This is a genomic window from Nostoc sp. CALU 1950, from assembly GCF_051172895.1.
Classification (GTDB): domain Bacteria; phylum Cyanobacteriota; class Cyanobacteriia; order Cyanobacteriales; family Nostocaceae; genus Nostoc; species Nostoc edaphicum_A.
In genome coordinates this window covers 1-12,575 of sequence record NZ_JBDNJQ010000214.1, presented here as the reverse complement: position 1 = coordinate 12,575, position 12,575 = coordinate 1, and the positions used below count along the sequence as shown (strand labels likewise).

General features: G+C 42.2%; 17 protein-coding genes. 13 read left to right on the top strand and 4 right to left on the bottom strand.

The window, feature by feature from the left end:
• Positions 1–414: 414 nt before the first annotated feature.
• The gene (locus tag ABF638_RS34125; protein WP_435027234.1) at positions 415–1,860 is read right to left on the bottom strand and encodes a deoxyribodipyrimidine photo-lyase, 8-HDF type; all 1,446 of its coding nucleotides are present in this window, start codon (positions 1,858–1,860) and stop codon (positions 415–417) included.
• A 259-nt stretch (positions 1,861–2,119) separates the two neighbouring features.
• On the opposite strand from ABF638_RS34125, the gene ABF638_RS34120 reads away from it, so the two are divergent.
• Both ABF638_RS34120 and ABF638_RS34115 read left to right on the top strand, forming a co-directional pair.
• Entirely contained in the window at positions 2,120–2,674 is a 555-nt protein-coding gene (locus ABF638_RS34120) for a 1,2-dihydroxy-3-keto-5-methylthiopentene dioxygenase (RefSeq protein WP_435027233.1), read from the top strand.
• A gap of 61 nt (positions 2,675–2,735) precedes the next feature.
• Positions 2,736–3,581 carry an Rpn family recombination-promoting nuclease/putative transposase gene (locus tag ABF638_RS34115; protein WP_435027232.1) on the top strand — a complete coding sequence of 282 codons (846 nt, stop codon included), beginning with the start codon at positions 2,736–2,738 and terminating at the stop codon, positions 3,579–3,581.
• A gap of 11 nt (positions 3,582–3,592) precedes the next feature.
• Here ABF638_RS34115 and ABF638_RS34110 read toward each other — a convergent pair whose 3' ends face one another.
• Complete coding sequence (locus tag ABF638_RS34110) at positions 3,593–4,390, bottom strand: hypothetical protein (protein WP_435027231.1); 798 nt, start codon at positions 4,388–4,390, stop codon at positions 3,593–3,595.
• Between the two features lie 387 nt (positions 4,391–4,777).
• Between ABF638_RS34110 and ABF638_RS34105 the strand changes: the two genes are divergently transcribed.
• The 6 genes from ABF638_RS34105 (at position 4,778) to ABF638_RS34080 (ending at position 8,277) form a co-directional block, all read left to right on the top strand.
• On the top strand, positions 4,778–5,224 hold the full coding sequence (locus tag ABF638_RS34105; RefSeq protein ID WP_069072724.1) for a TOBE domain-containing protein: 447 nt from the start codon (positions 4,778–4,780) through the stop codon (positions 5,222–5,224).
• A gap of 899 nt (positions 5,225–6,123) precedes the next feature.
• Complete coding sequence (locus ABF638_RS34100; protein ID WP_435027230.1) at positions 6,124–6,492, top strand: Crp/Fnr family transcriptional regulator; 369 nt, start codon at positions 6,124–6,126, stop codon at positions 6,490–6,492.
• 112 nt (positions 6,493–6,604) lie between these two features.
• The gene (locus ABF638_RS34095) at positions 6,605–6,739 is read left to right on the top strand and encodes a hypothetical protein (protein WP_435027229.1); all 135 of its coding nucleotides are present in this window, start codon (positions 6,605–6,607) and stop codon (positions 6,737–6,739) included.
• Between the two features lie 148 nt (positions 6,740–6,887).
• Complete coding sequence (locus tag ABF638_RS34090; RefSeq protein WP_435027228.1) at positions 6,888–7,337, top strand: pyridoxamine 5'-phosphate oxidase family protein; 450 nt, start codon at positions 6,888–6,890, stop codon at positions 7,335–7,337.
• Positions 7,338–7,485: 148 nt separating this feature from the next.
• Positions 7,486–7,686 carry a hypothetical protein gene (locus ABF638_RS34085; RefSeq protein WP_435027227.1) on the top strand — a complete coding sequence of 67 codons (201 nt, stop codon included), beginning with the start codon at positions 7,486–7,488 and terminating at the stop codon, positions 7,684–7,686.
• The gene (locus tag ABF638_RS34080; protein ID WP_435027226.1) at positions 7,687–8,277 is read left to right on the top strand and encodes a PspC domain-containing protein; all 591 of its coding nucleotides are present in this window, start codon (positions 7,687–7,689) and stop codon (positions 8,275–8,277) included.
• Between the two features lie 36 nt (positions 8,278–8,313).
• Here the strand turns inward: ABF638_RS34080 and ABF638_RS34075 are convergent, their stop codons facing one another.
• Together ABF638_RS34075 and ABF638_RS34070 are read right to left on the bottom strand one after the other, a co-directional pair.
• On the bottom strand, positions 8,314–8,859 hold the full coding sequence (locus tag ABF638_RS34075) for a rhodanese-like domain-containing protein (protein WP_435027225.1): 546 nt from the start codon (positions 8,857–8,859) through the stop codon (positions 8,314–8,316).
• 303 nt (positions 8,860–9,162) lie between these two features.
• The gene (locus tag ABF638_RS34070; protein WP_435027224.1) at positions 9,163–9,648 is read right to left on the bottom strand and encodes a DUF4079 domain-containing protein; all 486 of its coding nucleotides are present in this window, start codon (positions 9,646–9,648) and stop codon (positions 9,163–9,165) included.
• Positions 9,649–9,948: 300 nt separating this feature from the next.
• Here ABF638_RS34070 and ABF638_RS34065 point away from each other — a divergent pair, with 300 nt between their 5' ends.
• The 5 genes from ABF638_RS34065 to ABF638_RS34045 all read left to right on the top strand — a co-directional run.
• Entirely contained in the window at positions 9,949–10,167 is a 219-nt protein-coding gene (locus ABF638_RS34065; protein WP_435027223.1) for a YgaP family membrane protein, read from the top strand.
• A 177-nt stretch (positions 10,168–10,344) separates the two neighbouring features.
• Positions 10,345–10,881: a cytochrome b6-f complex iron-sulfur subunit gene (gene petC, locus ABF638_RS34060; protein WP_435027222.1), complete on the top strand. Its 537-nt coding sequence runs from the start codon at positions 10,345–10,347 to the stop codon at positions 10,879–10,881.
• A 12-nt stretch (positions 10,882–10,893) separates the two neighbouring features.
• Positions 10,894–11,571 carry a DsbA family oxidoreductase gene (locus ABF638_RS34055; RefSeq protein WP_435027221.1) on the top strand — a complete coding sequence of 226 codons (678 nt, stop codon included), beginning with the start codon at positions 10,894–10,896 and terminating at the stop codon, positions 11,569–11,571.
• A 93-nt stretch (positions 11,572–11,664) separates the two neighbouring features.
• Positions 11,665–12,327 (top strand): GIN domain-containing protein, encoded by a 663-nt coding sequence (locus ABF638_RS34050; RefSeq protein ID WP_435027220.1) that lies wholly within the window; start codon positions 11,665–11,667, stop codon positions 12,325–12,327.
• Between the two features lie 87 nt (positions 12,328–12,414).
• Positions 12,415–12,575, top strand: a 161-nt coding sequence (locus ABF638_RS34045; RefSeq protein WP_435027235.1) for a thioredoxin family protein, incomplete at its 3' end; no start/stop codon positions are given.

Below are 12,575 nucleotides of genomic sequence, written 5' to 3'. Positions count from 1 at the left end.
TTGATATAGAATTTTGGCTATGGCTTGTAGATGCTCCTGGAGTTTTTTCTGATTAGCTGCTTCCATTGTTGATTCAGTGGGGGTTAATTTATTCCTTTATTTTCGGTGATTTTCACCCCCACTTACTAGTTCATATGTTCTAGTAAAGCTGAGATGCTCCCATCATAATGAGACCTCAGAAGCCTCTTGTCAATAGCGTTTGAGACGCGCTTACCCTGACATAATAATGATGCCCGTAAAAATATTTATATGTTTGTAGTAAGGACTTTAGTCCTTTCTCCGAGACGCTACGCGGTAAGCGCATTTATGCCCAAAAGGCTTTACAAAATCAGGACTTAAGTCCTGACTACAAACATTTTTAAAGAAGGTTGATTAACCGGACATACTATAAATAAACATTAAAAAATCACAATTTTACTCACCACCACTAATATTTTTTTGTTGTTGATAACGTAGTTTAAACTGGTTTTGTTGGATTTTATGATCCACAATTGGGTCGGGATAGCCAACAGCATGACGTTCTAAAGGTGGAATTTTACCAGTAACTAAATATTCGGTATCTACAGACTGCAATTCTGATACCCATTGCCGAATATATTCCCCCTCTGGATCAAATTTTTGTGTTTGACTAGCTGGGTTGAAAATCCGCACAGGTTTAGGGTCCATACCGCTAGAAGCACTCCATTGCCAACCGCCATTATTAGCAGATAAATCACCATCAATCAGCTTTTGCATAAAGTATTTTTCTCCCAATTGGGGATTAATTAGCAAGTCTTTGGTGAGGAAACTAGCAACAATCATCCGACAGCGGTTGTGCATCCAGCCGCTTTCGTTTAACTGACGCATTGCTGCATCCACAATTGGGTAGCCAGTTCTTCCTTCACACCAAGCTTGGAAATGTTCTTCGTTAGTTTCCCAAGGAAAGTTCTTAAAGGTTTCACGGAAAGCACCATCAGCTAATTCGGGGAAGTTATACATTGCATGTTGATAAAACTCCCGCCAAGCTAATTCCTGTTGCCATGTGCGGATATTAACTGCTGTTTCCTCACTGCGGCTGTTTTCTAGTGCTTCTATAGTGGCTTGCCAAACAGTGCGAATGCCAATTACCCCAAATTTCAAAGCTGCACTCAGTTGTGATGTTCCATCAACTGCGGGAAAATTTCGCTGTTCTTGGTATTCAGTAATAGCTTTAGTAGTAAATTCTTCTAATCGTTCTTGCGCGGCTGCCTCTCCCGGTGGAATAATCAATTGTTCATCCCAGATAAACCCTAAATCTTTTGCCGAGGGTAATGCGATCGCTCCTGCAAGTTTTGCAATTTTGTGTTCAGCTTCCGTTAACCCTTCAACATCTTGCAGTGTTTCTACTGGTTGAGCCTTCGGTTTGGTAATCCAATTTTTCCAGAAGGGGGTGTAAACCGTGTAAGGTTGATTACCACCCGTGCGGATCTCATCTGGGGAGTTGAGGATTTGATCCCAGTTTTGGTTCAGAAACTCAATGCCTTTTTCTTTGAGGGCATTTATGACGGTGCGATCGCGTTCTTGTGAATAAGGTTCTACATCCCAATTCCAAAAAACAGCTTTAGCTGTTAAAGCCTCTGCTAAAGCTGGTATAGCTTGTACAGGATCGGCATGGAGGATTAATAACTCACTACCAGCTTTAGCATATCGCTCTTGGAGTTTCTGCAAGCAGCCAATCATATAAGTTACTCTCACAGGAGCAATATCATCCCGTTCTAAAATATGCGGATCAAGGCAAAATACACCTACCACCTTCGGACTTTGCCGTTTTGCCGCAGCCAGTCCCGTATTGTCAGAAATGCGTAAATCGCGCCGATGCCAAAACAGAATTAAGTCAGACATTCCATGCTATATATAGTTCACCCGTACTAGCTTAGATGCTAGTGGTACCAATGAACATCATTCTGGCGATAAATTTCTTTTGTTGATGAGTATTGGGCATTAATTATTCTGAAGCTCCATTTCCTTCATCTCCTCAATCTTTCCATGCCCCATGCCCTATGCCCCATTCCCAAAAACTCCGGTTTGTCAGTCGGGAATAGTGGCTTATTAACTCAAAGTTGAGTATACTCTTTTTAACAGTTAATTAGTCTTTTTGGTCATGGCTAACCTACTACTTGACGACGGTACGATTGAGAGCGATTTAGGCGAAATAGCTCGTGAACTTGCGCCTCTTGGCATTCAACTCAGACACTATGACCCAGGAATATCGCTTCTCTTCCCCAATCTGTTAGACCAGGACGTTTTAACTGAGTCAGAGAAACGTTATTGTGTAGAACTCCATAACAGCGTCTTTGAATTTATTCAGCAAGAAAATGGCGCTCTGTGGTGTGACTTGCTAAATGTGCATCCAGGTTCCTTCAATCTTCACCACCTGATAACGACTTACGGCCGTTACCATACTCATCCTGCGGCTGAACCCCTCTACGTGTTGGCAGGGGAAATGATTTATGGCTTTGTGCGACCTGATGGTAGCCAGGTACAGCTTTTAGTTCAGGCACAAGACTATCTCTACATTCCTGCTGGCGTTGAGCATTGGTGCAGCCCAACTGCATCGTTGAATTTTAAAGGGATACGCTATTTTGCGATCGCTGAAGGTTGGGTTCCCAATTATACAGGTACTCAAGTTAGTGATTCACTCAATAAGCCGCGTTAAGGATCAATTTTATAATCGCAAACTGTGATATTTCTTACTTAATGTTTTAATTCAAAACTCAATGTCCATCGATAACGTTTGCCGCTATCTTTCAGAAGAGTATCCCAAAAGCTTTGCCACCTGGTTGTTAGGTAGAACCCCAGCAGACGTTAAAGACCTCAAAACTGAGTTGAGCGTTGAGCCAGTTAGAGCAGACTGCATTATTCTGCTAAATCCCCAAGAGGAGATTCTCCATCTAGAGTTCCAAGTTGCACCTGTATCAGTCCCGCCAATGCCGATTCGGATGCTAGACTACTATGCGAGGCTGCGTCGGCAATACAGTTTTTATCCCATTGAACAAGTTGTCATCTATCTCAAAGAAACTACTGCAAACGCAGTTTTTATCGAACAATTTACCGATACTAATACAGTTCATCGCTTCCGTTCAATTCGGATTTGGGAGCAAGACCCCGCTCCTTTGTTAGCATCTGTTGGTCTTCTACCCTTAGCAGTTCTGGCGCGAACAGATTCCCCTGAATCTTTGCTCTCTCAAGTTGCTGCTCAGGTAGATATGATTGAAGAACCTAGCCAGCAAAGAAATATCTCAGCCTGTACTCAGTTGCTTGCAGGGTTAAAATATGACAACAATCTAATCAGCAGCTTATTGCGGGAGGAGCTTATGCAGGAATCTGTGGTCTATCAAAGAATTATTAGACAAGGAATTGAGCAAGGAATTGAGCAGGGGAGACGAGAAGAAGCGTTGTCAGTAGTCATGCGCCAACTTCCTCGGCGAATTGGTATAGTTGCTCCAGAATTGCGATCGCAGATTGAAGCATTATCTCTAACTCAATTAGAAGATTTGAGCGAAGCGCTATTAGATTTCTCAACAGCAACCGACTTGATAAACTGGTTAAATAATGTTATGTAGGGCTGAAAAATTCACTCAACTTCTTCACAACGAATTAACAGCGTTTCCATCGCCTCTGCTAGAGAAATCAATTCTATCCAAGAGGAACCACTAACTAAATTTTGGGCGTGAGCTAATCGGTTTCGCAACTGTTCAGCAGACTTGAGGAAGCGTTCGCCAAACCGTTTGGACTTTAATCCTAGTTGTTCGAGCAGTTCTGGCTGATTTAAAATCAACTCTCGCTTATCACAGAATTGCAGATAATCTAACAAATCGGTAGCTTCGTTTCTTTCTTGGCTCTCTCGCCATAGCCGTTGAGCAACTTCTAATCGTTCAGGTTTGAGGACTTTTTGCCAAGAATCTTGGGGATAGTAAATCCGCACCAGCCGCAGCAAATTCATTTCTAGCAGCGTTACCAAGCCAAACAGTAACATTCTTACAGGTGCTTTCTGCAAGTCACCACAGGTAACAATACCACTTACCTGATTGCAATCCAAGACAAATAATCGCGGAGTTTGTTGCAAAATGGGTAGCAACTTCATGAGTGGGGTGGAAATGGCTATTAGTTCTTTTGGATGAAACACCCGTTGATAGTCGCTACATTTGCCTTCTTTGCCTGGAATCAAGCTAGAGCGTTCTACATAACCGCTAATAATATCTCCCGTCTCAACGCCGATAACATCAAAATTCTGTGCCTGCATCCAATGCAGCACTTCTTTCGCCTCCGCATCAGCTGGCATAGCTTTCAGGGGTTCTGCCACGTATTCAATGGTGATATTGTTCTCAAATAAACTCCGCAGGTCTTGAGAACGCGATTTTAGGTGTTTCATCCCCCGGTTGTGAACTCACGTTAAATAATCCTACGGCACTCACGCGATGTCTGCGACGGGCTACGCCTACGCCAACAAAATTTTCTGCTAGATTATCCTTGCATAGACTTAGCCCACCGTAGGCATCGCTATCCCAACAAATACTATGGAACAATATTATACCATCTTAGTTGGTAACATTTAGTGCTGATTTAGACAATTTCAAGTAACAAAATATTTCGCATCTAGAAAAAAATAAATATATATGTAGTTAACTATATGAGATTAGTTAATTAATTTGCGATAAAAATGCCGAAAATCCTAAAAAAAAATGTTATTACTAAAACCAGATATAGAATTGATACTTGGTAGAATTTTACCAAGATAACCAAAATTGATAATATTATTATGCCAAGAAAAGAACAAGGATGGGTTACATTTCAAACCTCAGAGGATGAGCGGAAGATTCTAGAGGAATTCTGCGAACACTCTCAACGCACCAAGACTGAGATTCTGCGGGAACTTGTGCGTAGTCTCACTCAGCACTCTTCAACACCAATATCACCACCAACTCAGCAGGAAAAACAGGAAGATATCTATTACACTCAAAAGCCTGACATAGAAAGTAGTATTCAAAAGAAATCACTAAAAGTTAGCTCTCGCAATATTCTTAAAGGTGTGGTTAAACGAGTTGTTTATGGAGCAGTTAATAGTGAGGTAACTCTGGAGATTATTCATAAAGTAGAATTAACCTCTATTATCACCAGAGCTTCTGCAGAAGAGTTGGAACTATCTGAGGGAAAAGAAGCTTATGCAGTCATTAAATCTAATGATATTGTGATTGCTAGAGAATAGAAATACTTGATTTTAGACATTGGCTATTAAAGCAATTCGCAATTCGCAATTACGTTTTGCGTTAGCGAGTCTGCGATAGCGCAGCGTTAGCGACGCAGGAGCGTCGCGTCCGGGGATTTAGACCCCGACCCAAAACGGGCTGCCTATAGAGGCAGGGGACTTAAACCCCCAAAGTTCGTTAATTTTTGATTCTGGAGAACTGCGAGAGAAATTGATTGTATTTAGTTGATGCGATGTCTAGGTTGGGCTATTCGGCATCGCAGATTCAAAGGAAGTATAAGCTGGAACTAGACTGCCTCAAAATCCACTATTGCTACCAAAGACCATGTAGCAAGGTCTTGTTGTGCTGGGCTGAGAAATCTCCACGATCGCAAAGTCGCCATGAAATGCACAACCACGCATAGCCTATTCAAAAATTTATGTATTGTTCAATTTCATAGATTTGCAGATTGGAGATCAGACCGCACTTGGGTCAGTTCTTCTTTGGGATGATCTAGAACAACATGGAGACGCGCCACAGTTCGAGTCAAGATTTAGATCCACCACGGCGTGAAAATAACCAAAAACGCGATTGAGATTTTGTGCAAAGATGATAATTTTCGCCTAGGATAAGTATAACATTTCACGGTCAAATATTATGTTTGAGTAAATGTTTTAGTTTATGTATAAGTTATACAAATTCTCCTAAAACAGTCAAAAGTGATAGATAAAATTGAGCTTATTTACCTAGCAAGATACAAGAAGTATTTGATGCTTTATGTTTTAATGAAGAGTCAGGAAACTAATCAGAAAAATTGCGAAGTTCGAGAGTTAATCTACAGAACACCGTATACTTTTCTGGGTTCACCTAAAGCTATATAAAGGTTTCGTTTAAAAACAAATAATTTGGGGTTGCTCTAATGCTAAGTCCTGTGTTAACAGTCAGTATCTTTCAAAAACAATCCGACCCTAAAGTATTTTCAGCAGGACAAGTCATCTTTGAAGAAGGACAGCCTGGTGATGAAATGTATGGCATTCTCGAAGGAGAGATAGATATATTAGTCAATGGCAAAATTGTAGAAACCATTGAGACGGGCGAAGTTTTTGATGTTGGGGTACTTGTAGGAGTTAAAAATAGAACTTACACAGCGATCGCCAAGGTAGATACCAAACTAGTTTTCCTTAATAAGGAAGAGTTTCTCTTTGCCGTTCAGGAAACACCCATGTTTGCCGTAGAGGTGATGAAAAGTTACTCAAAGCGTCTGAGTCGCTTGCACCATCTGGTCTAGTCGAGTATCAACAATGAATCAGAGGAGTCTTATTTATGAGTAAAAAGTTCATCAAAATGACTATTTTTTTCATCATACCCAACGAGTAAGATTTTTGGGTGGAGAAGGACTTGTGCAAAGCTACAAATCCGAATCTGAAAGTTGGATCTATCTCATTGAAATGCCTCTAGATATAGAGCCTCATTTTTGCAGAGTTGGTGCAGAAACGATGGTGTTACTCAACGAGGCAGATTTGTGTGCAGCATGATTATCAAATCCAAGCTGTTGAAGATTTTTGCAATTCATTAGACGAACTTCATTAAGTTTCACATCTGCACTCCATCTAATAACAGATGTAAAGTGTGGACTATTTCTCTTCAATACTACTAATCAACTGAATCTTTAGGAGAATATTAATGTTAGATATTGATGAAATGAGTTCAAAAGAAATACACGAACTACTACACCAAGTAGGATACGGTCATCTTGGCTGCGTACACGAAGGCAAACCCTACGTAATGCCGATGTATTATTATCTCGAAGAAGAGGACATCTACCTATTTACAACGGTCGGCATGAAGACTCACGACATAGATGCGAATCCAGAAATCTGCCTACAGGTTGAAGAAATTCATGGGCCCCTTCATTGGCGCAGCGTGATTGTGAATGGTCGAGCCTCGCGCCTCACCGAGCCTTCAGACATCGATCGCGCAATGCACCTGATCAAAGAGCGCAATACAACGCTGTCACCTGCGATCAATCGAACTTGGATTGATGCTGAAGGACGTTCAGAAGCGATCGCAATCTACCGCATCCACGAGAGTGAAATAAGTGGACGAACCACTGATGGAGTTAGCAGTCAGTGAAAATTAAGATGAACTGCGAAAGCAAATTGCTCACAGAATTGGGTTTCCAGCTTATCAGCTTGTGAAGAAGCCAGTCTGGAAGTGAATCAGGATAAACGTTTATCCTGATTCACGAGTTCTTCAAATTTGGTATTTAATATCAAGTTGAATGGCTTTTCTCGTGATCGGGTTGTATGTCCCATTTTTGCGTCAATTGTTTAGCTTCTCCTTCTTACACCCAATCGACCTGGCAATTTGTTTGGGCGGTGGTGCGATCGCTCTACTTTGGTTTGAACAGTTAAAGTTTCTCAATCGACCTCAACGAGTTAATCAATCTAAATCAAAAAAACCTATGCAAGAAAATCTATAAATGATTTACTATCCTTTCATTTTGATACTGTTGTTTGTTGGCCCAGCGCTTTCTTCGATCGCAATTTGGCGATCGCTTTCAATTCGTTGGCACTTTGTTTTGCTTGGCATAATCATCTTCTACGGGATTTTACCCCTCCTACTAGCTTGGGGAGGAATGGGTTTGGCTGAACACTTTGGTTGTCAGTCAGAAGCTATCATCTTTCGTTGTCCTAACCCTTCTTGGCTTGGAGAACTAGTTACAGGGATGTTCTTTGCCCATTGGTTGGCAATTTTTACCATCCCATCGGCTATTTTGGGTTCTATGGGACTGATTATTTCTTTAATTGTAAAAGTTAATCCATCGCGTACAAAAGTAAATAGTTCAGACAAACCAACTGCTGTTTTTTACCGTAGTCGTCGCCACAAAGTAATTTCAGGAGTGTGTGCAGCGATCGCACAGCGCTGGAAACTGCCAGTTCAAGGAGTACGGATTGTCACAGTTGCTTTAGCAGTCGTCATCCCTGGACTTGTTTGCTTACTGTACCTTTGGCTTTGGTTGGCGTTACCATTGGAGCCGCCAATCGAATCCCATTTAGTTAGTTTTAAATAATCTGCTTCGACGGCGACACAATCAAAATTTCGATGACTACGACTGTCCCCGTTGGTTATAGGGTAACTTTGCTAGTAAGGCAGCCATCGCACAGGTATTTGATACCCCAGCAAACACTAGTCCCGCGCCGACAAAGCCGCTAAGAATTAGAAACCAAGGCGATACAAATGCTCCTAGAATTGTCCCGGCAAAAACAAGTGAACCAGCAACAATTTGTACTTGCCGAAACATACTAATGGGGGCATTTATATTAATCTGAGTGGCATAGCCCGACTGCTTCCAAGCATTTAGTCCACCCTCCAGATTAATTACTGTTTCTACACCATTGTTTAAGAGTTTCTTAGCAGCTTGAGCAGATCGATTTCCAGTCTGGCAGCACAGCACTAGGCTTTTGCCTGTTTCAACGGGAATCTGGTTAATATCAAATTGAGACAATGGAACTGATTTAGCTCCATGAATTCTCTCTGCGGCGTATTCTGAAGGCTCCCGTACATCTACTAATATCGCTTGGTTATGGTCGAGCCACTGCTTGAGTGTCTCAGCTTTGATTGATTGCAGATGAGTAGAAAGTTGGTTTGTCATAAATAGCCTTTCCTAAAAATTAAACTGTTCTTCAAGCAAAAATATCTAAATAGAATATCCACTACTACAGCACCCAATTAATAGGGCATCTCCTGTGAATAAGTGGGTGCGATTGACTAGATATTGCTATCTAGTTTATTTAACTACTTTAATATGTCATAACATAATCATATAGCGCTATATGATTATTTTCAATGTAACTTTTCCATCTCAATTTACTGAGCGCGATCGCGCGATCGCAGATTAATAACGATTCATCTCGGATGCCGACATAAATCGTTGGTTCTGTAGGATAAATACTATTTATGCTGCACTATTCTTCATCATCTGACTCAAAATCTTTTGCACAATTTGCACCCCTGTCACAGCTTGCCAGCCAAACAATCCCAACAGAATCAGGTTCAGTGAAATGTGGATGCTGCGAACCCAGTCATGCTTCTGCATAAAGGGAACCAGCGCCGCAGAAGTAGAAATCAACCCCACCATCCCTAACCCTGCAAACAGATGGGGGCCAATCACAATCTTGCCATTATTGAGGTAGGTAACAGTGATTCCCCCGATCGCACCCATTACCATCAGCGCCAGGAGTATGGAGCCAATTTGGTGATGCCGGATGGCGAACCGACCTTTGACCAATTCTTTCTTGATATCTCCGTCTGCCAGCCTCGTTCGTCGAACTTGCACACCCAAGTACATGGCATAGAGTGCAACGATCAGCAAGATCCACATAGTAACAGGGTGAAAAAAGCTGAGATAAGGCTTGAGAGCCGCTAAACTTTCCGAACTCATAATAGGTATTTCCAAATTAGCTATGGAGAATTAATCACAAAAAAAGTATGGCATCCTGTTGTTTGAAATCATGTTTGAATACTGGATAAACTGTATGAATTGCACTAGAAATATATAAATGTTGATATTAAAAATTCCTAGTAATTTAGGGGTTATAATGAAAGAGAAGATCAGAAAAAATTGCAATCCCTTGAGAGTTGCTTCTTGCATAATTGCACCAAGGGTTTTCTAAGGGTTTTGCAGCCCATTCAAGATTTTTCTAAGGGTTTTGTAGCCCATTCAATATTGGAGATTACAGTTATGAATATGAAAACGAATGTTGGTTCGTTAGATCGCCTGATCCGTCTGTTGTTGGCTTCAGCGTTGTTTTATCTAGGATTATTCCCTTACAGCAGTACAGGATTGGGTATTGGTCTTGTCGTTGCAGGTAGTGTATTGCTGGTGACAGCTTTAGTAGGATTTTGCGGTCTTTATAGCCTCCTGGGAATTCATACCAGCCAGATCAACAATCAACTTTAAGGACTTTCAAAAAATAAATTATCCATCTTGTGGGGTATCTTGCCCGCCCTGAATATGGGACAGGTGTTCGCGTAGCGGAACGTAGTGCGGATACCCATCCCACAAGAGAATTTGGGATGTTTTTTATTTGTCAGTCCCTTAAAGGGATTCACTCATCAACTTTTAAGGAGATCCATAATGGATACTAGTATTCCAATCGAAAGTCCATCCCTATCAAGACGGCAACTGCTCAACTTTATTACCGGAGCAACTGTTGCTGCTACAGCTGGTGCTGCGCTCTATCCTGCTGCCAAATTCTTGATTGCTCCAGGCGAAAAAACGGGAGTGGGAGGTGCTATTCTTGCTAAAGATATTCTAGGGAAACAAATCCCCGCCTCGCAAATTCTGGCTGAACCGCCCCAAAGCCGCGCCCTGATTGCAGGTTTGGCAGGAGAACCCACTTATCTGATTGTCAAAGAAGATCACACCCTCGATCATATCGGGCTTGTTGATAACTGCACTCACCTTGGTTGTACCTTCCCCTGGAACGCCCTAGATCAGCAGTTTCAATGTCCCTGTCATGGTTCCCGCTATGCCCCAGATGGTGCGGTGGTGCGTGGCCCGGCTCCTCTACCGCTCAAGATTGTCCAGGTTGTAGTGATCGATAACAGCATTTTAATCTCGCCGTGGACGGAAACTGATCCTCGCACTGGAAAGAAGCCCTGGTGGGTTTAAGGATGAAGTGATATGGAACCGATTCGTATTTTTTACTTTTCCGATGTTCTCTGCGTTTGGGCTTATATTGCTCAGATTCGTTTGGATGAGTTGAAAACAACCTTTGAAGACAAAATTGCGATCGCACAGCACTTTGTCCCTGTCTTTGGTGTTGCTCGTGAAAAGCTAGAGAACCGATGGCGCGATCGCGGTGGTTTGCAAGGATACAGCAATCATGTCCAAGAGGTTGTGAAAAAGTTCGATCACATCACCGTTCATCCTGATATTTGGACTCACGTTACACCACCTTCATCGACATCCTGTCATTTGTTTCTCCATGCAATTCAACTACTAGAAGCAAAGGGTTTAGTAGAGCCAACTCAACAGGTATTTGAAAAAACAACCTGGGCATTTCGGGAGGCGTTTTTTACTCAACTGGCAAACGTTTCTGACCGCAAGGTGCAATTTGGAATTGCGGAAGAGTTAAGACTACCGATCGCAGCTATCCAAGCTCAAATCGATAGTGGTGAGGCTTATGCCAAACTATCCCAGGATTTTGAACTAGTCAAAGAGCATACAGTTACAGTCAGCCCCACCCTAATTTTTAATGAAGGACGGCAGAGACTCAACGGCAATGTGGGCTATCGGGTGATCGAAGCCAATATTCGGGAGTTACTGCACAATCCTCCGGGAGAACAATCCTGGTGTTAGGGATATTGCGTTAATTGAAAGCTGCGATCGCCATCAAAATGCACCCATGAAAAAACCACTTTTATTTGATCAACGCTTGTAGCATTCAAAACAATGAAATCGAAGCTATACGGTTTGGTTGTGTGTTTAACAGCTTTGAGCCTGTTCACAGGCTGCTCTCTCAGTTTGGGTGGGCTTAGAGGCTCTGGAATAGTTAAGACAGAATCTAGAGAAGTAGGTCGATTTTCATCCATTTCTAGTAAATCCGTAGGTAAAATCACGATACAGCAGACGGGAAAAGAATCCCTAACGATCACCGCCGACGACAACATTCTGCCGTTGCTAGAAAGTCGTGTAGCTGACAATGTTCTGTATCTCACCATCATCAAAGATACCAATATGAATCCCACCAAGCCCATTGAGTTTGTTGTGGAGGTGAAGAGCCTAGAGAGCTTGAATATATATGGTGTTGGTAGTGTTGAGGTAAAGGATATCCAAGGTAAACAGTTGTCGATTTCCCTTGATGGGGTGGGTAGCATGACGATAGCCGGAAGTGTCGATGTGCTGGAACTCAATCTTTCCGGGGTAGGAAGTTTCCAAGGTGAGAATTTCAAAACTAAGCAGGCTACGGTTCGCAATAGCGGCGTGGGGAGTGCTGTGGTTAATGTCAGCCAGCAGTTAGATGCGACTGTATCCGGCGTGGGTTCAATAGAGTATATTGGCTCTCCTCAAGTTCGGGAATCTGGACGGGGCGTGGGGTCAGTTAAGAAACGGTAGCGATAAGCCAGAGGCTTTACGCTGCGCGTATCGCTTGGATTCAGTAGAGAGAGAACTGAATTAGAGAATACAAAAAGGAGTTATGTCATGAATGCTATCAAGATTGAAATTTTGGGTACAGGCTGCAAAAAGTGCCAACAGCTAGAAGCAAATGCTAAAGAAGCTGTAACTAATCTCAATTTAACTGCTGAAGTTTCACATATTACCGACCCAATCGAAATTGCTAAACGAGGTGTGATGTCTACTCC